At 44.4% G+C, this 21,300-nt stretch carries 19 protein-coding genes and 1 riboswitch; all 19 genes read right to left on the bottom strand.

Going from position 1 to position 21,300, the window contains the following annotated elements; translation table 11 throughout:
• Positions 1 to 209: 209 nt before the first annotated feature.
• Positions 210 to 1,136, bottom strand: a complete 927-nt coding sequence (locus AB5903_RS18775; protein ID WP_368118106.1) for an Eco57I restriction-modification methylase domain-containing protein — start codon at positions 1,134 to 1,136, stop codon at positions 210 to 212.
• A 321-nt stretch (positions 1,137 to 1,457) separates the two neighbouring features.
• Positions 1,458 to 2,024, bottom strand: a complete 567-nt coding sequence (locus AB5903_RS18770; protein WP_272709958.1) for a DUF2284 domain-containing protein — start codon at positions 2,022 to 2,024, stop codon at positions 1,458 to 1,460.
• On the bottom strand, positions 2,021 to 2,779 hold the full coding sequence (locus AB5903_RS18765) for an ABC transporter ATP-binding protein (protein ID WP_272709959.1): 759 nt from the start codon (positions 2,777 to 2,779) through the stop codon (positions 2,021 to 2,023). The genes AB5903_RS18770 and AB5903_RS18765 overlap by 4 nt, the downstream gene beginning before the upstream one ends.
• On the bottom strand, positions 2,776 to 3,756 hold the full coding sequence (locus AB5903_RS18760) for an iron ABC transporter permease (RefSeq protein WP_272709960.1): 981 nt from the start codon (positions 3,754 to 3,756) through the stop codon (positions 2,776 to 2,778). Before AB5903_RS18760 ends, AB5903_RS18765 begins: the two co-directional genes overlap by 4 nt.
• On the bottom strand, positions 3,757 to 4,896 hold the full coding sequence (locus AB5903_RS18755; protein WP_272709961.1) for an ABC transporter substrate-binding protein: 1,140 nt from the start codon (positions 4,894 to 4,896) through the stop codon (positions 3,757 to 3,759). It abuts the gene before it with no gap.
• A gap of 11 nt (positions 4,897 to 4,907) precedes the next feature.
• A complete protein-coding gene (locus AB5903_RS18750; protein WP_138336543.1) occupies positions 4,908 to 6,986 on the bottom strand; it encodes a TonB-dependent siderophore receptor in 2,079 nt (692 codons plus the stop codon).
• 18 nt (positions 6,987 to 7,004) lie between these two features.
• Positions 7,005 to 8,072, bottom strand: a complete 1,068-nt coding sequence (locus AB5903_RS18745) for a DUF5074 domain-containing protein (RefSeq protein ID WP_138336546.1) — start codon at positions 8,070 to 8,072, stop codon at positions 7,005 to 7,007.
• Between the two features lie 59 nt (positions 8,073 to 8,131).
• Complete coding sequence (locus tag AB5903_RS18740; RefSeq protein ID WP_138336548.1) at positions 8,132 to 10,222, bottom strand: epidermal growth-factor receptor (EGFR) L domain protein; 2,091 nt, start codon at positions 10,220 to 10,222, stop codon at positions 8,132 to 8,134.
• Positions 10,223 to 10,236: 14 nt separating this feature from the next.
• The gene (locus AB5903_RS18735) at positions 10,237 to 12,018 is read right to left on the bottom strand and encodes a PKD-like domain-containing protein (RefSeq protein ID WP_272709962.1); all 1,782 of its coding nucleotides are present in this window, start codon (positions 12,016 to 12,018) and stop codon (positions 10,237 to 10,239) included.
• 64 nt (positions 12,019 to 12,082) lie between these two features.
• Complete coding sequence (locus AB5903_RS18730; RefSeq protein WP_138336553.1) at positions 12,083 to 13,000, bottom strand: DUF4465 domain-containing protein; 918 nt, start codon at positions 12,998 to 13,000, stop codon at positions 12,083 to 12,085.
• Between the two features lie 153 nt (positions 13,001 to 13,153).
• Positions 13,154 to 13,349, bottom strand: a riboswitch (cobalamin riboswitch).
• Between the two features lie 328 nt (positions 13,350 to 13,677).
• Positions 13,678 to 13,908 carry a hypothetical protein gene (locus tag AB5903_RS18725; protein ID WP_368118105.1) on the bottom strand — a complete coding sequence of 77 codons (231 nt, stop codon included), beginning with the start codon at positions 13,906 to 13,908 and terminating at the stop codon, positions 13,678 to 13,680.
• Positions 13,909 to 14,616: 708 nt separating this feature from the next.
• Complete coding sequence (locus AB5903_RS18720; RefSeq protein WP_368118104.1) at positions 14,617 to 15,531, bottom strand: hypothetical protein; 915 nt, start codon at positions 15,529 to 15,531, stop codon at positions 14,617 to 14,619.
• 104 nt (positions 15,532 to 15,635) lie between these two features.
• On the bottom strand, positions 15,636 to 17,171 hold the full coding sequence (locus AB5903_RS18715) for a hypothetical protein (protein WP_272709965.1): 1,536 nt from the start codon (positions 17,169 to 17,171) through the stop codon (positions 15,636 to 15,638).
• 188 nt (positions 17,172 to 17,359) lie between these two features.
• Positions 17,360 to 17,824, bottom strand: a complete 465-nt coding sequence (locus AB5903_RS18710) for a hypothetical protein (protein WP_272709966.1) — start codon at positions 17,822 to 17,824, stop codon at positions 17,360 to 17,362.
• Between the two features lie 107 nt (positions 17,825 to 17,931).
• A complete protein-coding gene (locus AB5903_RS18705) occupies positions 17,932 to 18,510 on the bottom strand; it encodes a hypothetical protein (protein WP_272709967.1) in 579 nt (192 codons plus the stop codon).
• Positions 18,511 to 18,514: 4 nt separating this feature from the next.
• On the bottom strand, positions 18,515 to 18,949 hold the full coding sequence (locus AB5903_RS18700; protein WP_272709968.1) for a hypothetical protein: 435 nt from the start codon (positions 18,947 to 18,949) through the stop codon (positions 18,515 to 18,517).
• Positions 18,946 to 19,287 carry a hypothetical protein gene (locus tag AB5903_RS18695; RefSeq protein ID WP_272709969.1) on the bottom strand — a complete coding sequence of 114 codons (342 nt, stop codon included), beginning with the start codon at positions 19,285 to 19,287 and terminating at the stop codon, positions 18,946 to 18,948. Before AB5903_RS18695 ends, AB5903_RS18700 begins: the two co-directional genes overlap by 4 nt.
• Positions 19,288 to 19,293: 6 nt before the next feature.
• Complete coding sequence (locus AB5903_RS18690) at positions 19,294 to 19,761, bottom strand: hypothetical protein (protein ID WP_118034363.1); 468 nt, start codon at positions 19,759 to 19,761, stop codon at positions 19,294 to 19,296.
• A 1,172-nt stretch (positions 19,762 to 20,933) separates the two neighbouring features.
• The gene (locus tag AB5903_RS18685) at positions 20,934 to 21,173 is read right to left on the bottom strand and encodes a hypothetical protein (protein WP_272709970.1); all 240 of its coding nucleotides are present in this window, start codon (positions 21,171 to 21,173) and stop codon (positions 20,934 to 20,936) included.
• Positions 21,174 to 21,300: the final 127 nt, after the last annotated feature.

Raw genomic sequence — 21,300 nt, 5'->3', positions numbered from 1 at the left:
TCAGAATAGCTTGACAATTAAAGATTTATGTTTGGATGTTTCTTGTTATTTTTGGTTGTTATGGCGTTCTAAATACAGGAAAAAAAGTTGCATGAAGTTATTGTATATCTTTCTTCTTTTGTTTGTTGTAGGCTCACGCCGCCTGAGTGGGTATTATTAAGATATAAACAATAGTGAATCATATAATCTGCCTCCGGTTTACTTTTCAATCACTGCCATGCAACATTTTTCATTTCCTCTTCTGAATCACACGGATAAATAACAAGATAGGTTTTAGAACAGCAAGTCATAGGGAAACCATAAAACGGCTTTCCGATTGAAAAATAAGGAAAATTCCTCCTCTCTCCATAGGCATATGAAATGAAAACTTTATACTTTCCTATCCATTCTTTGTGAACTGGTATTTGCGCAATCTCAAACCATCCATTGTTTGGATATGCGAATAATTCTACACCTTTGGTCACAGATTTGTCAATTTTAAAATCTGTCGCAATTCCAAATGGTTTATGAGGACTAACGAATGTGTAAAAGATTTGCTCTTCCTTAGGTATTTTATTCATTATATTAACAGTTTTATTAAAACGAACAAAAGAGTCTGCTCCATTTTCAAGTAGAGATCTTAGTAATGTATTGCGAATCCTATTTCGTGAGGTTGTAACAGCACAATCATTATTATGATTAGCAGACCACAAGAAATAACATACTCCACCCGATAAGTCTATTCTAGGAAATACATCAGTTGCATCAAAATAATCAAATAAACTTGTGATATGCTTGTCTTTAAGTATTGAATCTCTAAATGAATCCAATTCTTTTCCACCAGCGTACCAACGAGAAAGCATAATCATAGACATATAACCTGGAGAGAGTGTACGAGCAATATTTACAAATTCATTATACACAGGTTTAGCACTGACTCCAGCACCTCCATCCATTATTTGATACGGCGGACTCCCCACTATCGCATTGATTTTCATATTCTTTATTCCTGTTTTATCCGTAATGAATTTATCTACTTGTTTGATAAAATATTCGGGGTTGTTTTTAATTTGATTGATTAAGTCCTCGAAGTATCGAGTGTTTACCTTTGCTTTACGGAAGCCGATGAGCGTGCGTTTGGTGATGCTCTTTGCCATCGGAGTTTTACAGATGACAAAGATGTTTTCAGTCACTACCTTGTCCCATATCCTCTGTTCGTCCTCAATACTTGACACCGAAAACAAAGAGTTCTTTACCTTTGCGCGGTAAATGCTGTATGCCATGTATAGAGGATATAATCCGGACTTTGAATTGATTTCAAGGATTCGTGAATCCGGGGCAAACACATTGGCAGTCACTTCACCACGGTCAATGAAACGAGGTTCTGACAAAGTGGTTTCATAATTCTTTTCAAAGAAGTTATATCCTCCCAAACAATCGCCAAGGTGCATATTAACTTTAATCTCATGTCCGAATCATTAGTATGCTATGTTGCAAAGTTCGTATTCATTATGAAAAAATCCGCTTACGAGAACAAGGTATTCGGGTAATTTGCCATCCTTTCCCCAAAGAAGTTCGATGTTAAAAAGTTCAGAAAGCGTTTTGGATATGTCAAATCCGAAGGCTTCGAGTGACGGACGCACTTTTTCCGGGTGTCGGCATGGTGTGCCGCAGTTACGCGTACACTCGTTATCGGGGTAGTGAAGACATTTACCTATATAGGCAAATGAACGCCCTCCATATTTCCGTTCCATATCCAATAATTCGCTCTCGATTCGTATTCGTTTCGGTAAAATGAGTTTTTGTGTATATTCAATCGGAATATCTTTGTCTTCAGGGATTATCTTCGTTGCCATAAGATGTGCATACTTGTATTGTCGGAAAAACGATTCCGTATCAAAATCAAATGGAGGACACCCCCAACTTTTGCCATAATTGGTACATTGTTTGCAAAGTTCAAGAAAATGTGGTTCGTCACGGAATTCGGCGATATATCCTTCAACAGTGATGTCTGAAGTAAAATTTTCTACAGCGTATGTACTCATTGTTTCAAAATCATTGTACCGCATAAGGAGTCGAAACGGATGTTCTCATTTTGGAAAAGTCTGTCAATGTATCCGCTTTTCCGCATTTCAGACGCGGTCAAGCAACTTAAATTCGGGGTATCTAACAATGCTATCGAATCGCACAGGGACAACGCGATGTCAAGTTCATGTGTCGAGAACATGATACATTTTTTCTCGTCGTGTACAAGCCTACGAAGCAACGCCACAAGTTCGTAGCGATTAGGCATGTCAAGAAAGGAAGTCGGTTCATCAAGGAGAATGATAGGAGTATCCTGTGCCAATGCACGAGCAATCATCACACGCTGGCATTCGCCATCCGACATTTTATCCATCGTGCGGTTTGCATAAGTCTCCATTCCCACCGAGATGAGTGATTGCATAACTATCTCCTTATCTGTCTCTTGCATCCTGCCTATCCAGTTGGTATAAGGAGCACGGCCTATGGCTACGACATCCTTGCACCGCAGGTTGGTGATGCGCGTGCGCTCGGTCGTGACGACAGCCAGCGTTTTTGCCATATCTTCGGTTCTCATGCAGGTGATGTCGTGCCCGTCGAGAATGATTTTTCCGGAATAACACCGGTTCAGACCGGCTATGGCGCGGAGCAGCGTCGATTTTCCTGTCCCGTTTCTTCCGATAAGGGCTGTCAGTTGACCTTTTTTTATCGTGGCATTTACCTCGTGGAGCAACGAGTTCTCTTTGTAACCTATGGAAAAATGCTGTAATTCTATCATGCGGTGATGGATTTGTTGCGTAAAACCACCCATACGACGATTGGGATTCCCAATAGAGCTGTAATGGCGTTGATCGGCAAGGTGAATATTTTGGAAATGATGTCGCAAAGAAGCAATATCGATGCTCCCGAAAGAATTGTTCCGGGCAGAAGGACACGATGATCGCTATTTTGGAAAAGCATTCTTGTAACATGAGGCATAGCAAGACCTATGAAACCTATCGGACCACAAAAAGCGGTTATTGTTCCGGCGAGCAGCGTTGTCGAGAGAAATAACAGGCTGCGTGAACGCCGAATATTCAGTCCCATTGTTACGGCATATTCCTCTCCGAACAGCAGGAGATTAAGCGGTTTGATGGTCAGTACCGCCAACAGCAGTCCGGCAAACACTGAGGGAACAAGAATCAGAAGTTGTCCGAAGGTGACGTCACCCAAAGCCCCCATCGTCCAAATGACAAAGGCTTTCAGCGATTCCTCTTTGCTGAGGTACTGCAATATCTGCACGACAGCACCTACGCCCGATGAGAACATCATGCCCAGAATCAGGATTACCATGATGTCTTTTATTCGCTGTCCGACGGCAGTTATCACGAGCAACACGACAGCCGCACCCACCCACGCTGCTCCGGCAATGCCTATTGATGAACCGTTTCCGGCAAGTACCACAAGTGCCACACCGAGACTTGCACCGGAACTGATGCCAAGGACATAGGGACCGGCAAGAGGATTACGGAAGAGGGTCTGCATCTGAAGACCGCTGACCGATAAGGCAGCCCCGGCCAACAGTGCCACTATAGCTTTTATGAGGCGTATGTTAAGTACGATTTTTTCCGTGGCACGGGGACAATCTCCCCCGGTCAGCACTGCCCATACATCGCGGATCGGAATGTTGACAGCTCCTACGGCCAAGTCCAGTAAAAAAAGACCGACCGTGAGCGTAATCAATATGGAGAACAATATAGTCGAACGGGAACGCATCTATTTCAGTTGCTTGTAATACACACACTCTTCCTGCACCAGTTCAGGATGGAATATCTTCACGAGGTCGCGGAGCACGATGTCAGGATTCACAACGGCAGACTCGTAATAGTCGTTACCCCCGGCTGTGTTGGTACGGGCGTTGTTGTTATACACCTCTCCATTTTTGAAACATCGGGTATCAGTGAATTTCGGACATGATGCCTTCAATTCGTCAAGCGAGTTCGCCATTCCCACGTTCAGCCACATGTCCGCATCCGACGCGAGCAGGTATGCTTCTTCTAAGTCAATGGGGATAGAAGCGTTTCCCGTGTTCTTCTGGTAGATATAGCGGCCTCCCGCATCAGTAATCAAGCGGGCTACATAACTTTGGGTTGAAGGCATGAACCACGAGTCGCCATAGGGAACATTAAGCATAACCGAAGGAGTGCCGAGGGTACTGTCGGTCACTTTCTTTTTCAAGGCGTTGTATCTGACCGGGATTGTGGCAAAGGCTTTTTCACCCTTCTCACGTTTCCCGATGACTTCTGAAAGTGCCACCATCCATTCGGCCTTACCGAGAGGCGACTCTTCGAGATAATCGCCAACATACATGAACGGTATGTCGAGTTCTTCGAGTTTGCTTTCCATTGCGCTTGCGCCGTTCACCCCATAGAGCAGAACGAGGTCGGGATTGAGCGAGAGCAGCAACTCGTAGTTGATGTTCCCTTCATAGCCGACATCGCCAATACTGTCGCGGCGAGCTTGGATGTCGGGGTTGGAAATGTAGTCAATTCCCGAAACGCCGGTTATACGCCGGACTTCACCGATTGCATCAAGCATGGCGATATGGGTGGAAGACATCGCCACGATGCGTTTGGCATCTCCTTCGAGTACCTGTCCGGCAAATCCTTCGGGAACCTTTTCACCGCTACGGGCGATGAACAGCCATGTGGTTACGCAGTCTGCTCCCTGCCAGGGATTCCTGACGGTTATCAGTACGCTTTCCTTCCCGTCCGCCCCTTTGATGTCGAAGCCGGAAGCGTATTCGGGAGCATAAAGCAGCAAGTTGAAATCGTTGAGTTTTGAACTTTTGTTGTGGCAACCTGTAAATGCCAGAGAAAGCAACAAAATCAGGCTTAAATTCTTTAATGCGTTCATATTGATGCAGATTATCGTTTACTATTTTTGTTTTTTCCGAACTTGGGCGTTATGCCGATGAATATCTCGAAATTGATGCCCGGCATGGGACGGGACAATACAGAAAGGTATTCCTCATCGAACAGGTTGTTGATGCTGCCCTTTAGCGACAGGTCGGCCCATCGGAAAGAGAGCTGTTTTTCCAGTGTCACGTTATTCATGAAATAAGGGGGCAGATACCCCGTCAGAGTATAGTCATTACTCGACATGGTATAACGCTGGCTGTAATAACACCATTTGTAGAGCAGGCTCCATGTCCGCCATGACAGACGCCCGGTCACCGCTGCGGAAAACTCCGGCACGTATGGCAACTGTTTGCCGACGGATTGGTCTGCCGGACTCATCGGTTCGCTCTCGTTGATCGAGGGAGTCCACGAGAAAGTTCCGTTCATATCCAGTTTCCAGTCCTTTCCGAGCATTACATCAAGGTGGGCGTTGGTCTCTGCCCCGTAAGCATGTACTTTCTTGAGGTTTCTGGGAGAGAAGAATCCCTTTGTTGTGGGTAGCCAGATGATCCAGTCGTTGATGTGCGAATCGAACCAGTTGATACCACCGCTCAAAGCATATACATTTTCTTTCCCCACTGAGAACGACACCCCCACGTCGTATGTAAAGCCGTGCTCGCTTTTCAGGTCGGGATTACCGCCCGGCAGAAAATAGAGGTCGTTCAGCGTGGGAAAACGGTAATTCCGGGAGATGGATGCTTTCGCCACGATATTGCCTTTTTTTGACACTACCCCGTCAATGAAGAAAGCCGGGATAACCGGGGCCCATTCCGTACCGAACATATCCTCTCGAAGAACAAGCGAGGCTGCAAAACGATCGACAGGCCGCCATTTCGCAGAAACGGAACCTGAAAACTCGACACGTCCCTTGTCATATCCGACAACAGCCTTGTTACCTTCCTGCGATATGATATTTTTGTCCGCACTTTCCACCAAATGCTGGTGTACGGAAACGCCGGCCGTGAACAGCCATTTCTCTGAAGGTGCATAATCCCCGTCCGCACTTCCGTAAAACGTGTTAATCTTACTGCGTGAGCGGGTCATCGAAGCCATTTCACCGTTCCCCTTGTCCCGCTTGTAATCATAGGCCATCCATGTGTGTATATAGCCGCCTTTTACACCGATCTTCCATTTCTCCCGTACGCGATCCCACGAGAGGACACTGCGAAACGTCTGCTCTCTTTGGCGGTTCTCGAAGTCCATGTCGTTCCCGTAGTCCGTACTGAGCATCGCCAGTTCCCGGTTGGAATTGATATACCAGGCGTTTAGCCCGAACTTGTCACCTTCGCCCGTGTTATAATAAATTTCCTGCAAAACGTGCAGATCCTTATAAGCCCCGCTGCGGTTGCGCTCCGTCGGATAATAGGAACCGATGATGTTCTTGTCCTCGTCATAGATGTTTTCCTTCTTGTCCCGGTTTCGGTATTTGTAGTCGTTGGGGGAAGAGGAATATACCACACGGGTGGAGGACTGCCAGTGTTTGTCACCGTAGGTCAGGCGGAGAAACTCGTCGAACGTGCTGAACGACCCCACTCCCTGTACGTACTGCAACCCGAACCCTTCATGGTTGGCCGGAGAAGTGGAAAGCCTGACCAGACCACCCAAACCGCCGCCCGTTTCGTTTATCGACGAAGTTCCGTGTAGCAGCGAGGCATCATCGATAAAGTAGGAAGGGATGGTGGAAAAATCCGTCATACCAAGCATTGGATTGTTAATGCGCATACCATTCCACGTCACTTGGGTATGCGAGGGAGAGGTACCCCGGAAAGCCACGGTGGATAACGTGGCGCGTCCGTAGCTCTTGACAAAAACGGACGAGTTGAATGTCAGTACATCGGCCATAGACAAGGCGATGTTTTCTTTCATGGCGATGGAATCGAAACGGGTTCGTTGCACGCCTATATCCTTCATTGGTCGTTTGCCCACCACCGTAACCTCTGGAATCCGCAGCACCCTTTTGGTAATGCTGACGGAATTTTTCTGCTGGGCGGAAAGCAGAAAGGGCAGACTTGTCCCCATGAACAATAGAATAAGATGTCTTTTCATTTTTATCCTCCTTTTTCGTTATTTCCAGCAGAAAGCTCCCGGAATGATTCCCACATAAAATTCATCGATCAGCTTACCTTGTGGCGAATAACGGTACACGATACCTTGTTGCTGGTAATCAATAGCGTCGGCCACATAGACTTCCCCGTTGTTGGGATTGACCGTAAGGCCGTAGTATTTGGTGTCCCGAAACTCCAGAAAAGGCCGGACGGGAACACGGTCTGCTTCCACCGGCATCCGCCAAATATCGTTATTGATCCAGTAAAGCGTATCCCGTGTACCGTTGAGCTGGACTTCCGAAGGCCAGTCGCCCAACTTGAACTTGAACTGTTTCTCTACGGTGAAAGTCTCGGTATCTATACGGTAGAGAGACGGTGCTTCGTAACCGTATGGGCTACCCTCGTATCCGCCATCCGTGATGGTCCACATCTTGTTGTATTTGTCCATGACCAGCGAAGTAGGCTGTATGCCGATGGTCAGTTCGTCCACTACCTTGTCCGTTTCCGTGTCGATTTTCAGGATGCGGTTCTGGTACGACCAGCAGTTTACATAGACGTACTTGCCGTATTGTACCATTTGTTCAGTGGATCCCGATTCCATGTTCATGTCGGGACATTCGATATAGCCGGTAATCTCGTATGTCTTGGGGTTGATGATGAAGATACGGTAGTCCCATATCTGTGTCACATAGGCTTTCTCATCCGACAGGAAATGGATATACCGGGGTGAGGTGAAACCTGTGATACGGCCCACTTCCTTGAAAGTATTGATGTCAATGGCAAAAATTACATGCGAGTTGTTCACCACGATCCAGCCTATACCGTCCCGGATAACCATAGACTGGGCCACATCGCCCAACTTGAACCCGTTGGCACGGTAAAACACTTCATTCTCCACTTTGCACGTGGCGGGATCATAGTAGGAAAGCGTGGCATTGCTGTACTGGAAATTTCCCTCGTTGGTGATGAAAAGACCAGAGGTCGATACTGAGAAATCTTCCATCTCTCCGTAATCCCATTTCATGCAACTGCCGAGGGTTAGCAAGCAGAAAAGAAGAAAGCAAATCCGTTGTATTATTCTGTTCATTCTATCCAAATAAAAAAGAGTACCCGGTTTTCATCGGGTACTCTGGTTAAAAAACAAGATTACTCCTGCGTATATTTTTTATCTTTCATGTTTTGAAAGTCAGGATTATAGCCACACTTTGCCACACTCCAGTTTTCCTCCGTAATCATTCCGTTTTCAATGAACTTACCGAAGAAAGTGTAGTCGGTGAATTTTGTCAAACCGTTAAAAAAAACTCCATGTAAGGTCTCCAACGTCTCCATGGAAAGTGTTTCCTGAGAAAGAGACGTCGCATATTTTATCTGGAGCGTACCGTCTATTGTCTGTAATTTGTTACAAGTAATACCTGTTGCATCATCAACGAATAACCCTTCTCCTCCTACATGAAGCAATTCCGGAAGATCCAGTGACTTATTTTGTAAAGTTATTGCTAATGAGCCCTCTCCCTCTTCATAATATACAGGAGAGGCTGAGCAACAAACTTTGGATAACAAGGGTAAGTCGCACCCCTTAAAAAGGCCAGACATATAAAACTGACCTCCCACTTCTTTCAAAGCTGGCATTTCGACTGTCCCCCCCGTGATTATTTGGATGTATCCATATCCATCTACGATTTCCAAGTCGGGGAATTTGGCTTTGCAGTCTGTTGTTGTACTTGTCACATGCAGATTTCCATATACATGTTGAATTGTCGGGATGGTATAATCGGTATTGTTGGTGGTTGGAGTGCAAGTGAAATTATTGATACTCTTAAATGTAATTTCTGGAAATTTAAAATTTTGAATTTGTTTGACAACGAAGTCCACATTAGACAAATCTTCCGCTGTTTCAATCTTGTTTAAGAGCATTTTACTTATAATTTCAATCTGAGGTGCCGTTTCTCCAAAGGTTTCAAATCGGGCATTCGGCAACGTCAGTGTCCCGCTCAAATCTTCAAGATAATCTAGTGTGATACTTCCAAGTGTGGTGATTTTGCTCCAGTCAGGAAGTTGTTTGAGTGCCGTGAAATTTTTTATCTTTATTTGCCCCTTTACCGTTGTCAGTTTGTCCATTCCGCCGAAAGCCAAAAGCACGTCATTTCGTTGGGGAACAAAACTACCGGCAGGAGGAGCTTCCATATTGGCCTCCATAATAATACTTCCGTTTACTGTTTCGATTTCCGGCAGATTGATGGTTTCCAACATCACGGGGACGGTGTGGAAATCAAGACCACCTGTCTCTTTCAGTTTAAGGAGGTTTATGGAGGTCAGTTTGGCAAGATTGTTCACGGACAAGACACCTCCGACACTTGTCAGTTCCGATAACTCTAAAGAAGAGATTGTTCCAGCCGCCTTGTTTTCCCCATTAAGTCCTTGGATATTTAAGTCTTTGTCTACAGAGGTTAAAACCGGAAACTCGAAGCTCTGCAATGACGGCGCATTGTACATCACGCTTCCTCCAATAGTTGCCAGTTTCTCGAATAGGACATAAGTCACCTGATCATTATATACCGATATGTCTCCGGAGAGCGTTTCCAGAGCTTTCATGGAAATCATGTGAAGTTCCGTAGCTTTCGAGGGAGCTTCGACGGAACCTATCTGTAAACCTCCTGCCGAAGCAATGTTGTCCAACCCTGTCAGGTCCGCACCGTTGTAACTGTTACGGATGATGATGTTACCTGTTACCTCTTTCAAGGAAGCCAGAGCCGAGATGTCTGTGATTTTTTCTGCTTCTTCCACATCAGAACCGATAATCAGATTCCCTTTGACAACGGTTGTTTTGGTCGCGGCAAAAGAAGCTACCTCCTCAGTGGTCTTCAACTCCACATCTCCGTCAGATTCTATCTCACTTTTCACCACCTTATAGGCATATTCGCGGGCATCCCCGTTATAGGATGTCACCCGAAAGGTCCGTTCGTTATCCCAGTCCGTTACCGTTTCTGGATCAGGTATGATTGTTGCAGAAGTTGTGTACTTGAATTCCACTTCGGCATTGTTCAACGATACCGTATAAGGAACGGTTATCATTACTGTATTATCCGTAATATCTGCCGTGTACGATTTTCCGTCCACAGTCATCACAACTGACGTGATGAAATTCTCATCTGCATCTTCAGGTATAATTTCATCGTTTTTGTCACACGCTCCCAAAAAGAACAAGGATAGGAGCATGGGAAGAAAATAATTTTTCATACTTGTAATTTTTATTATTTGGTTAGATCCTCAAAAGAAAATACTTCCGTTGAAACTTCGCCCAGCCAGCCACTTTTGGCCAGAACACCGCATTGTACTTTGATAAAGTCAATATATTGCAGATTAGCTTCCGTTCCATCGACATGAATGGCATTGGAAATTTTGAAACCGTTCCTTTGACCGCTTCCATCCACGGTACTGCCACCTTCTATCTGGTCGTTTCCGAAGTTGTCCACATACCCCCAATCATAAGCCTGATTATCCCAGTAACCGGTTTGTGAATCTTGGGTGTTGCGGGAGGCCAAGCAAGTACCAGTCAGGGTATAACTGTTTTCTGAAATCCAAGCTGGATAATAATAGTCCTGCGTATGATAAGCGGACAGATAGTCTATCCAGCCGTTTCTACCGTCGGAACTGATCCATTGGACATCCATTTTTTTGCCTTCCGGACGGTAATAGGTCACTTCAAAATTCTGTATTGTTTCTTTCTTGCCTGCTTCAGAACCTTTCAGTTCGTACCACTCGTCATCCGGCAATCCGTTTCCGTTTACATCCTGCATAACCCATACGATACCCGGTTCGGAACTGCCGTCAAAGGCGTTCCCCTGAACACAAAAATCATACTGGTTGTCCGAATTGGGAATACTGTGATCGAAGCCTACGATAATATAACCGCCGAAAGTGCCTAAAGAAACATGCAGTTTGTCTTTCAAACGCTGTGTTGCCCATGCGACAGCTGCTTCAGGGGAGGTTTCGTTTCCGGTCATACCGCCTATCGTACTTGTCTCGTTGATAAATTGGCCGGGAGCAGGGGTATATTCATAAACTTTGTCCCAAAGCTTCGAACTTCCCGAAGCCCGGAATCCATCCTGCTCCTTTTTGTCTACACAGACGATTTTTACGGTGGCGGTAACAGCTGTCTTTCCTTTGTCAATATTCCTGCTTATTTTTTCCGTCAGTGCGTCTTCCGACACGGTACATGAGACGGTGTATTCTCCGGAGGCGGACGGCATGAACTTGAACATGCGTTCCACTTCTCCTTCCATGACCTGACCGTCCACACTCCACTCAAAACGGGGATTGTCGAAATACTCCAACAACGGGCGCAGGAAAACAGGACGGTCGGCAAAAGTGTACCTGTCCGTGGATGTTTGCTGGTAAGACGGGGTCGGGAATTTGACAACGTAGGGCATTGTTTCCACGACCTCTACACTTACGTCCTTCGTTGTTGTCCCATCTATATTGGAAGCGTTGATTGTCACCGTATAAACACCGAGTTCTTTTTCATTGAAAGTATAAGTATTCTCGGTGGAAACGATTTTCCCTTCCCGTACCCATTCGATTTTGAACCCTTCGACATCCGAATGCTGAATATCGGGAGTAAATGTGTAATCGGTATTCCTGACGACTTTTAGTCCCTGCGAAGGTAGTGCCAGTGAGATGACCGGAGGGGTGAGTTCTTTCACTTCTACTTTCAGTTCCTCTTCGGCATAGCCTTCCGCATTGTCTACTCTTAGTTTGATATAAAAATCCCCGCATTCATTCCATGTACGTTGAAGAGACGGACCCGAAGAAACCAGCGTACCGTCTATCGTCCAAGCAAAAAGAGCATCTTCAACATTCTGGTATGTCGGGGCGATAGTCAATTCGTGATCGACCTTGACCGTGTAAATACCGGTCTCGCTGTCAAGTTCTATTATAGGTTGTCCTCCTACTTCTTCGGTAATGACTTCATCCTTGTTGCAGGAGGTGAACAGCATACAGGCAGAAATAATAAAATAGTAAAAACGATGCATGATGTGTGGATTTTAGAAAAAGAACAGGGATACCCCCGACAGAAGGGATATCCCTATATTCTTTTTATTGTATGGTGATATCATCAATACAGATATAAGCCGGAGTATTCAAACCGTATGCTCCCGAATCCGAACCCTCGAAGTTGAATTTCACACTTTGCACCCCTTCGGCATTGATTTCCCAATAATCCCATGTCGTGATAGGCTCAACCTGTTGTTGGCCGTCACGATAATCGGCTAAAAGACGTTTGTAAGTGCGGATCAGACCGCCATCCGCATCATAACACTCCAGATTCACTTGGAAATACCCTTTCATCTCTTTCAGAGGAGTGGCTACCCCCGTAGAGCCGAACTGATTGCCATAAGTGATGACCCCATAAGTGTATGACGAGTTGCAGATCCACAGGCCGACCAACTTCCGGGACTTATTGAATTTAAACTCCGGCTTGGCCATCCATGCCTGATTGTAAGCATCCACATATCCGTAAACTACACCGAAATTGGAACCGCTGTGCCCGGCTTCCTTATCTTGTCCTTCCGTCTCCACAGCAGTGTTATAGACAGAACACTGGTTTAGATAAGAATACCACCAGTCTCCGGTATTTCCCGACTGATTGGAGCGGATGTTCCAATTGGAAAGTGCGATGCCGCCGCTGGAATACTCTGTACTTCCACCTACTGTATTAAACTTTGACCAGAAAAGAGATTTTTCCGGAGTATTGTCGTAAATGGTGGTTACTTGAGGATATCCTTGGTACGAATAAAGATTTTCTCCAGCCGAGGTAGGTCCTGCCAACATGCCGGGATCGAAATCATCGAAAGTGATGGTTAAAGTACCGTCCGGATTTGTCACAGCACGGGTTTGCGAAGTTCCGGAATCAACCGGTTCCATCAAAAAGTCATCGTCCGAGCTACAGCCGGAGAACAAGGCGGTTGCGGTAAATAGACAAGCACCTGCTAGAAAGCGTAATTTTCTTTTCATAGGTCACTCATTTTAATGTAAAACATATTATTAACAAACAAAAAAAATCCCATTCGTGCGGACTTACACGAACGGGAATATGTCTGTCTTCAAATATTAAATGGCCGATGCGCTATTCCTTATTTGATTACGACCTGTATATCCCGCAGGTGTAAATTTCATTCCAGTCATGGCAGGTCTTCTGACTCGTCCCGGTCATCGTACCTTCCCGGCATTACACCAGTGGCAAAAATTCGATGTCCGTTTTTGTGAACTTACAGCAGCGGGTACTGTTCCGGATTTTCACCGGATTCCCTTTTCATTCAGAAAGGTGGTAAACCTTCCCAAAACCATTTCTTTGTTACAAAATTACATATATTATATATTAAAACCAAACAATTTACATTCTTTCACAATAACACACAAAAAGCATAGTAACTGTACTTTTTTAATTAGAGCATTCAAGTTTACGACAAACGAAGACGGTAATTATCATACACAATATCCATAAACTACCAAGACGGTTTACCATTTTCCATAACAATGCGTTCTGGAATAGATAACTGTTAGCTGCAATTATGTAAGCAAAAAAACAGGCAGAATAATGACTGTTAATATCATGCACCAGAAAGTGGTCATGGAGATAAGCATGTGGTTATTCGTCGAGAGATGCCTAGCTAGCCTCGCGCACTTGCTTTTCATTCTGTCGGCCATCTTCCGACAGTTTTTCTCTCCTTCACGTTCAAGCGTCTTTCTTGCTTCTTCGCTGATGGTAACTCAGCCTGCTCTGTGCAGAGAAGAAGCTGCTCGTCTATTCGGGGCAAGGCTTTCGAAAGTTTGTTTTCGAGCTTTTCCACCTTGATACTAAGAATGCAGATGGTTGCATGATTGTTTTCCAGCACATCGGCCATGCAGTCTTTTTCTTGCATCTTTTCGGCATCCGGAAGTACCGCGTCTATTTTTGAGAAATCGAATTTTAGTTCATAGATTGTTATCTTTTTCGTTCTGTCTTCGGTTTCTTTCCGATTTACCTCTCTGCTTCACGGGCGCATCGGCGTGCCATTCTCGTTCGTCCTCGCGTCTTCTCCAAGGCTGGTCGTTGGAACACCTCTTCGTCCACCGCACGCTTCACCGCCACTTTCGTTCCCATATATATCCCCTTGAAAAGCCGGGATCGGTAAGAGGCAAGGCCGTCATCCACTGTGCTGAAATAGGTGGCGCGCAGCATCCTCATATAAGTGGAAACAGTGTTCTAATGAAGCTGGCAGCTTAACAGATACCCCTGAAATGCCCTCAGCCATACAAGGGTGATTCCCGCAAAATTTATGGGCTTTTGTCTCACAAAGTTGCTGATGCAGTTCAACGTATTTGGGTACCTACGCGGTGTTCTTCCTTCAACCGGATAACAGTCATGGTCATATAAGTCGAAAAGTTTGTTCTATCCATACAATTTGGGTTTAAAAGTAAGCTGTATAAATAGCCAATAGAAGAAAAAGGTTCAATAGGGGATTGTGTTAAATAAAGTAAGTTATGCGAATCAGGTCACCAACTCCTGATTCGCATTATTAATAAAGGACAATAAAAAAGCCGGAATTTAGTCCGGCTGATTTAGATAGTTTTAATGAAATGCTGAAAGGTTATTGAACGGGGCAAACACCATTCCAAGTGGTACTTTCTACCATCCTTGTAGTCCAATTGACTCCATCAGTGGAATAGGTGACAGCTCCACCACTTCCCACTGCAAAGAATTTCCCACTTCCATAGCAGACACCATTCCAAGTTACACTTCCTACTATCTTTGTAGTCCAATTGACCCCATCAGTGGAATAGGCGACATTTCCATGATTTCCCACTGCTACGAATTTTCCATTTCCATAGCAGACGCTAAGCCAATAGTTACTTCCTACCGTTTTCGTAGTCCAGTTGACTCCATCGGTGGAATAGGCGACATTTCCATAATACCCCATCATAACATATTTTCCATTTCCGTAGCAGACAGTTTTCCATGTGATACTACTTCCGACTTTAGTAGTATTCCAACTAACTCCGTCAGAGGAGTAAGCAACACGCCCAATACTTCCCACCGCTACGAACTTCCCATTTCCATAGCAGATACCATCCATTCCAATGCCTGTTACCGCCTTTGTAACCCAATTGACTCCGTCAGAGGAGTAAGCAACGCTGTTGCCATTTCCCACTGCCACATATTTTTCATTTCCATAGCAAACGCTATACAAAAGGCCACTTCCTGCTGTCGTCTTATTCCAACTGATTCCGTCTGTGGAATAGGCAGCACTGCTGTTGCTTCCCACTGCCACATATTTTCCATTTCCATAGCAGACGCTATACCAAGTACCACTTCCTATATTTGCCATATTATTATCTCCTACAATTATAAATTCATTATTCCAGTTAATTATCCCATCTGTCGGTATTGGCTCCTGTGGTTCTTCCGGTTCAACAGGAGTTTCAGGCTCCTCAGGCTGTTCCGTAGGTGGAAGAACAGGTTCATCCTTTTCACAGGATGCAAACACACAAAGACACAATGCCATAAAAAATAATCCGATTTTCATGACTTTACTTTCAGTTTCTACAATCTTGATGTAAAATACCAATCATATTATTTGTTATAAGCTACAAGTTAAAATAAGTAAAATCAGATTTCTATCCTTTCAATATAACCGTCGCTTCCACAGACGATAAATCCTGCCAATCCCCTTTCCTGACTGCATGTGAAAAGGATAGTGTTTCCGGATTCTTCCTGGGTAAACATATCGTATTCCGTTCTCTCATTTCCGGTATTCCTGCCGACATCAAACACCACGTATTCAGGTATTCCGCTTCTGTCTATGGAGTTGAAATTATCTCCCGAATGCCATCCTACGGAAAATCCTACTGTTTCTGTTTCTCCCGAATCTTTTCCGTTGATGATTTTCTTTTTCCGGGAAGATACGTTGACCCTTTGCGTTCCACCTGTGGCCGGAACAGACATGGAATCGGTATCTATAGAGAAGGCATATTCCCATGTGATTACTCCTGCCTCCTGATACACCGCCACTTCATTTCTGCTTTCTTCATGGAATGCGGTAACGACGACGCTTCTTTCCTCTCCTGTATTCTCTACCGCTGTCAGTATGTTTTCCGATAATGACCAGCCGTTACTATGCGCGGGTATACTGAAAAACGGTGTTCCGGAATCGTCTATGTCTTCCTTACTGTCTGAGTCCCATTCCCTGATACCTTTCCTTTCCGCTGTTCCCGACAATAAGGATGTACCGCCTCTTGCACCTATTCTTACAGGGTTGGCCGATACACCAACAGTCCAGTCTTCCCAGGAATCCGAATAAGAATTTGCAGCCTGTTCAATAATAGTGTTCCTGGAAGTTATTGATTTATTATTCATAGAGACAGTCAAAATTACAGTAGCTACAGTAGTTTTATCGGATGGGGTTGTACCTTTTGATCCGGCTTTTGCGCTACCGGAAGACGAATCAATTTCCGCAGTTCCCGAAATTCTATTAAAAGATAAAGTTCCGCCGGATGTAAGTGTCGTAGTCCTTCCTGATACCCAATGGACAACCTGGTGATATTCATAATCTGGCGACACATCTCCTCCGGCGGCAGGAATAACAGGATAGGAGAAAGCATCTACAACCGGATTATCATAGCTACTGATAGAGTCCGCATCTTGATAATGAGTTACTGTAAGCGTCTTTTTAGGGTCTGTACCAAACGATCCAGATTGGGTCCATACAATAGTGCCATTTTGCTCCGCTCCACCAGGATTAGAAGGATAACTGATGGTATCACTTGCGGTGTTCCATGTTCCAGATCCTGAATTGGAACTGGTATAGGCTACGTTTGTCTGTGACCCCTCTACATAGATACGGTTTCCTGTATTGCTGTAACTGTATTGTCTTTTATACGAGGTCACTGTGAATTTCTGTGATCCTCCCGCCGCCGATATGGTAGTTGTTGCAGGAGTTACAGAGAAAGTATATTCCCAGTCAAGACGTTCTATATGGTCCTGGGGAACAAGCTGGTCGGCCAGATAGGTATAACCTTTCTTTATATACAAACCGGCCGCTTCGATTTGGCTTCTTGTGGGACACATTGTAGTGTCTCCGGTAAAGGCTCCGGGAAGCAACGTGTTACAGAAGTCCTTTGTCGCTATTCTGAAATATTCTGCCATTGTAAAAGTATATTATAATTTTAACTTTTGATAATAAGACTATAGTGTATCATCATCCAAGGTATTTCCATAGCGGATATTCTTATGGTTACTGCCGTTAAAAGGATTAAGAAAACCGTCATGTTTCTCACACAACGGTTTTTGATACACACTATAGTCCGGAATTTACCTCATTCCGTATTCCCACCTTATCCTACCTGTACCCTTAAGATGACGGATACCGGGCTTATATCCAGGGAAGCGTTCTTTATCCTGCTTGCCCCGAGAATCCTGGCGCTCTTGCAATATGCATCCAGAAAGTCGGTCCGGCTTATATGATAGGGATAGCCGAATCCCGGAACGGGAAGTGTGGGGAAAGGGACAGGCATCATAAAACCCTCGTATTCATGGGCGGTCATCATGAAGGCATCCGCATCCATCATATCTTTCGTCGGGTCAGCATTGTAGGGGCCGTAATTAAATTCCCTGTGGAAGGACATGGTGGTCATATTGCCGATTGTGCATAGCTTGAATCTGACCCGTTCCTTACCGATTGCGTTATCCAGATACGTTTGCACCGAAGCTTCAACCATATCCTTGTCCATTACTTGCAGGTCATACACCTTGCCCGCTATGAATATTTTCTTATTTATTTGAGTGTTATTATTTTTCATACTATTTTTATAAATGTTTCCGGTTTAATAAATTACTATAATTTACGTTGTGATGATAAGGAACACAATGGTCCGTCATATCGGTCATTGTTTCCCCGCGCCGCATTTCAGTTTATCCAATCCACTACAGTCTCTCCCTTATAACCTTTTTCCCATACAAACCAGGCATAGGCGATTGCATTTCCGTTGTTTGGGATGGCTGTAAAATCTCCATCCTTGGCAACAGAAGCGCGGGAAGAAAAGACATGGATTTTTCGTGGCGGATTGTCCCGGAAGAATGGTTTACGTCTTTTTCCCTCCAGGAATGTCAGCTTCAGGAACATGGCTATCTTTGTTCCTTCGTCAGATATATCCAAGGCTTTCTCTATAAATTCCAGGGCTATTTTATAAGGAGGGTTGGTAATGACAGCTTCATAAGGGTTTTCGGTGGCTTTCAGGAAATCAACTCCACCGGTACCATAACCACGATTTATCAGGTCAGTGGAATGAACCTTTTTGCCTAATTCTATCATTCTTTTAGAGAGGTGTCCCATTCCACAGGCAGGTTCCCATATCGTATCAGGGAACTTCTCCACCTCGAATAACCTGTCTATGGCTTCGGGGTATGTAGCATAAAAATCATGTTCCTTCCTTGCCGTACCGGAGTGGTTGGAAGCTCCGATTGTGGTATATATTGCATTTTTCATAGCTTTAGAATATGATTTGCATTAAGATCCGATCCGAATAGCATCTCAGGCCAATGTGTTCCACTGTCTGTCCCGTCTCTTCAAACAGCTGGAATTTATAGAACCTGATGAAGCTTGTGATATCGGAATAGAAGTTCTTCCCGGCAAATTTTAATGGATGTATCATCGGGTATCCACCGACATCCTGTAGTTGGAATGCTCCTATTCCCACCCCGGTTATCAAGGCCATGTCCGCGTCAAAAATGATCGGTTTATCGGGATCATAGTCGAAGTCCCTGACAAAGAACATTCTGACCTCTTTCTCGCTGATCTCCTTGATCCTGAACTGTGCCATTCCGGAAGTGTTCCCGTCCAATGATTCCTGCACCCGCGATTCAATCTCCTCAGCGCTCATATTTGTATTGAGCACTTCTCCGTTTGCTATAAAATAATTCTTCATAATGATTTAGATTTAGTTTTCTGTGATGTGATTGTTAATGTGATATTCCATTCCTTTTTAAGATAAGAGACAAGGCCGGAATAAGCGTCAATCCGTTTTCTTTCTCTATGTATGATTGATAAAGCCTCTTGTAGGGTCAGATTGATGCAGAGACCGGTTTTAAAAGCGTCTCCATATTTCTGTCGGAGCGCTTCTATGTCTCTTTGGTATTTTTCAGGGACCGGTTCGTGTGGTACCGCTTTTTTGACAACGTCAGATGCAGTACGGGGGTTCTGACGACCGGTGCCCGGAGAATCCGTCTCCAGGCCCAGTATTCTGTTTATTAAATTACCGAACATACCCTTTCAATCAATTTCCTGTTCATCCTCGAATGTTATGTGCATCATGATCTTGTCCTTGTAGCATCTGACCCCCATCTGCCGTATCTCCTGGTATTCCCTTGTATACAAGTATAGCCTGTAAAAATCAATAAAATTCTGCATGTCGGTAAACCAATGGCCGTTGTAGTCATTGTAGCGGAGGTCCAGAAGGGGGTATCCTCCTGCCTCCTTGCTGCGGAAACAGTTCATGCTGAATCCGGTTATCAGGTTCATGTCCGTATCGAAAATGGAGTCCGCATCATGCTCTTCCAGTGGAAAGTCACGATAGAACACCATCTTTACCATGTTCCCGGTCAGCTTAAGGATATGGAAGGTGACAAGCTCCGAATCCTTGTCATACAGACTTATTTCCACTTTCCTTTCAATCTCCTCAATATCCATATCCGTATAAAGGATATCATTATGTACTATAAAAGAATTGTACTTTGTCATAAATATTACTTTTTAAAGGTTTATAAATAGTTTTTGGTACTGTATCTCCCCACCGTTCTGTTACGGGGTCCTGCCGGAGGGAAGGCGTTTCTGCCGCCATTGCTTTTACCCGGCACAGCAGTATCCGGGGGACCGGCGCCTGTAAATACAAGCCCGGGTATCCTTTCTGCATTTTGTCTCAACATTTTAATTGCTTTTTTTAATGTGACGTTATTATACTCCATCATTTATTAGGCGGCAGGATGATTTTAACCGCGTTTTTAAGGCTTTCGGGTATCATCCTTCAGCCTTTTTCATTTCAAGTATCAGGCTCTGGCCGCTTCGGACTGGCAAAAACGCGATTTGGAGGGAGAAGAAAAAAATAGGAAGGGCGCCGTTGACCATATTCAGATCTCAGACACCCTTCATGTGAGTATTTGTTTCTTCAGTGATAAGGCTTTGGGGAGATGTAGGACGGAGAGAGACTGTACACCTTATCATATAATAGCGCTTCGGACATGAAAAATGCGCTTCATTTCCAGTCATATCCTAATCAGTGTACAGGTAATTTTCAGTCATGGGAAGGATGGCGGAACAGTGGCCGGTTTTGTCATCCTTCTTTCATTAATATCAAAAAATGGCGGGCTGAAAGCGGAAGATTCTTATACGTGTGAATGTTAAATCAATGTACAACTAAAAACTGTAATAAAATAATGACTGAAAAATTAGAACCTGATGAAAAAACTATCGCTTCCCTTAACGCCAGTCTTGAGAAATGCTGGAATGATGCGGAAAATCCATTGCCGTACATACCTCTTGTTGTGCCACCCATATGAATCCGGAAAAACCAGACGTGCCGCTTAACAAAAACGACGCGTACAAGAAAAACAGTGAACCCGGTCCTATTCTACACGACCAAAGCCCACCGTTTTTCTTTCACTTGAACCCTCTTTAAACGACCTTAAAATATTATTTAAAAGCCATTGCAGATTCAAAATAATTCACTATCTTTATGCAGTGTTAAACTGCTATATCTGACACTTCATCCGGCTTCGTGTACAGCATCATGTCTGTATATTCAGCTTGATAATTTACGCTTGCACTAACCAGGCCGGGGGCTTTTTAAGATTTTACCTTAGCTATTATCAATAAGTGTTTCTGCATTACAAAAGTGTGAAAAAAGGAGTGGCTATTCAGTCACTCCCCTCTACAAATTCTTTCAATCTATAAAGCCGAGTAATAGCCGGATTGTAAAACTCATCCGGATAATGTTGCTTAATATCGTTAATGTTCGCCCTGACATACAGAGACGTGTCGTAGATATGCTCGGATTCACTCAATACTACCCCTTTCGGTAGTTGTGTTGTTTCTGCCCAGTGTATGATTGCTTGTACCGAGGCTTCATCAAATTGATATTTACTCTTTTCTGCCATAGCTTTGTTATGTTTTCAATAAATAATAGAACAATGCAAATATACATAAGCATTTCAAAAGGAACTACTTTCACTTCTATTGAGTACCATTACAGATAATGAAGAAGTTAAAGGTTATAGGAAATAT

It is taken from the genome of Bacteroides sp. 2201st1_D9_2201SCRN_220225 (assembly GCF_040928965.1).
GTDB classification, from domain to species: Bacteria; Bacteroidota; Bacteroidia; order Bacteroidales; family Bacteroidaceae; genus Bacteroides; species Bacteroides stercoris.
This window is presented reverse-complemented; position numbering and strand designations above follow the sequence as displayed.

Excerpts from the sequence above, each read along its gene's own strand:
- AB5903_RS18775 (WP_368118106.1), bottom strand. The coding sequence starts at position 1,136 with ATGGCAAAGAGCATCACCAAACGCACGCTCATCGGCTTCCGTAAAGCA.
- AB5903_RS18770 (WP_272709958.1), bottom strand. The coding sequence starts at position 2,024 with ATGAGTACATACGCTGTAGAAAATTTTACTTCAGACATCACTGTTGAA.
- AB5903_RS18765 (WP_272709959.1), bottom strand. The coding sequence starts at position 2,779 with ATGATAGAATTACAGCATTTTTCCATAGGTTACAAAGAGAACTCGTTG.
- AB5903_RS18760 (WP_272709960.1), bottom strand. The coding sequence starts at position 3,756 with ATGCGTTCCCGTTCGACTATATTGTTCTCCATATTGATTACGCTCACG.
- AB5903_RS18755 (WP_272709961.1), bottom strand. The coding sequence starts at position 4,896 with ATGAACGCATTAAAGAATTTAAGCCTGATTTTGTTGCTTTCTCTGGCA.
- AB5903_RS18750 (WP_138336543.1), bottom strand. The coding sequence starts at position 6,986 with ATGAAAAGACATCTTATTCTATTGTTCATGGGGACAAGTCTGCCCTTT.
- AB5903_RS18745 (WP_138336546.1), bottom strand. The coding sequence starts at position 8,072 with ATGAACAGAATAATACAACGGATTTGCTTTCTTCTTTTCTGCTTGCTA.
- AB5903_RS18740 (WP_138336548.1), bottom strand. The coding sequence starts at position 10,222 with ATGAAAAATTATTTTCTTCCCATGCTCCTATCCTTGTTCTTTTTGGGA.
- AB5903_RS18735 (WP_272709962.1), bottom strand. The coding sequence starts at position 12,018 with ATGCATCGTTTTTACTATTTTATTATTTCTGCCTGTATGCTGTTCACC.
- AB5903_RS18730 (WP_138336553.1), bottom strand. The coding sequence starts at position 13,000 with ATGAAAAGAAAATTACGCTTTCTAGCAGGTGCTTGTCTATTTACCGCA.
- AB5903_RS18725 (WP_368118105.1), bottom strand. The coding sequence starts at position 13,908 with ATGCAAGAAAAAGACTGCATGGCCGATGTGCTGGAAAACAATCATGCA.
- AB5903_RS18720 (WP_368118104.1), bottom strand. The coding sequence starts at position 15,531 with ATGGCATTGTGTCTTTGTGTGTTTGCATCCTGTGAAAAGGATGAACCT.
- AB5903_RS18715 (WP_272709965.1), bottom strand. The coding sequence starts at position 17,171 with ATGGCAGAATATTTCAGAATAGCGACAAAGGACTTCTGTAACACGTTG.
- AB5903_RS18710 (WP_272709966.1), bottom strand. The coding sequence starts at position 17,824 with ATGAAAAATAATAACACTCAAATAAATAAGAAAATATTCATAGCGGGC.
- AB5903_RS18705 (WP_272709967.1), bottom strand. The coding sequence starts at position 18,510 with ATGAAAAATGCAATATATACCACAATCGGAGCTTCCAACCACTCCGGT.
- AB5903_RS18700 (WP_272709968.1), bottom strand. The coding sequence starts at position 18,949 with ATGAAGAATTATTTTATAGCAAACGGAGAAGTGCTCAATACAAATATG.
- AB5903_RS18695 (WP_272709969.1), bottom strand. The coding sequence starts at position 19,287 with ATGTTCGGTAATTTAATAAACAGAATACTGGGCCTGGAGACGGATTCT.
- AB5903_RS18690 (WP_118034363.1), bottom strand. The coding sequence starts at position 19,761 with ATGACAAAGTACAATTCTTTTATAGTACATAATGATATCCTTTATACG.
- AB5903_RS18685 (WP_272709970.1), bottom strand. The coding sequence starts at position 21,173 with ATGGCAGAAAAGAGTAAATATCAATTTGATGAAGCCTCGGTACAAGCA.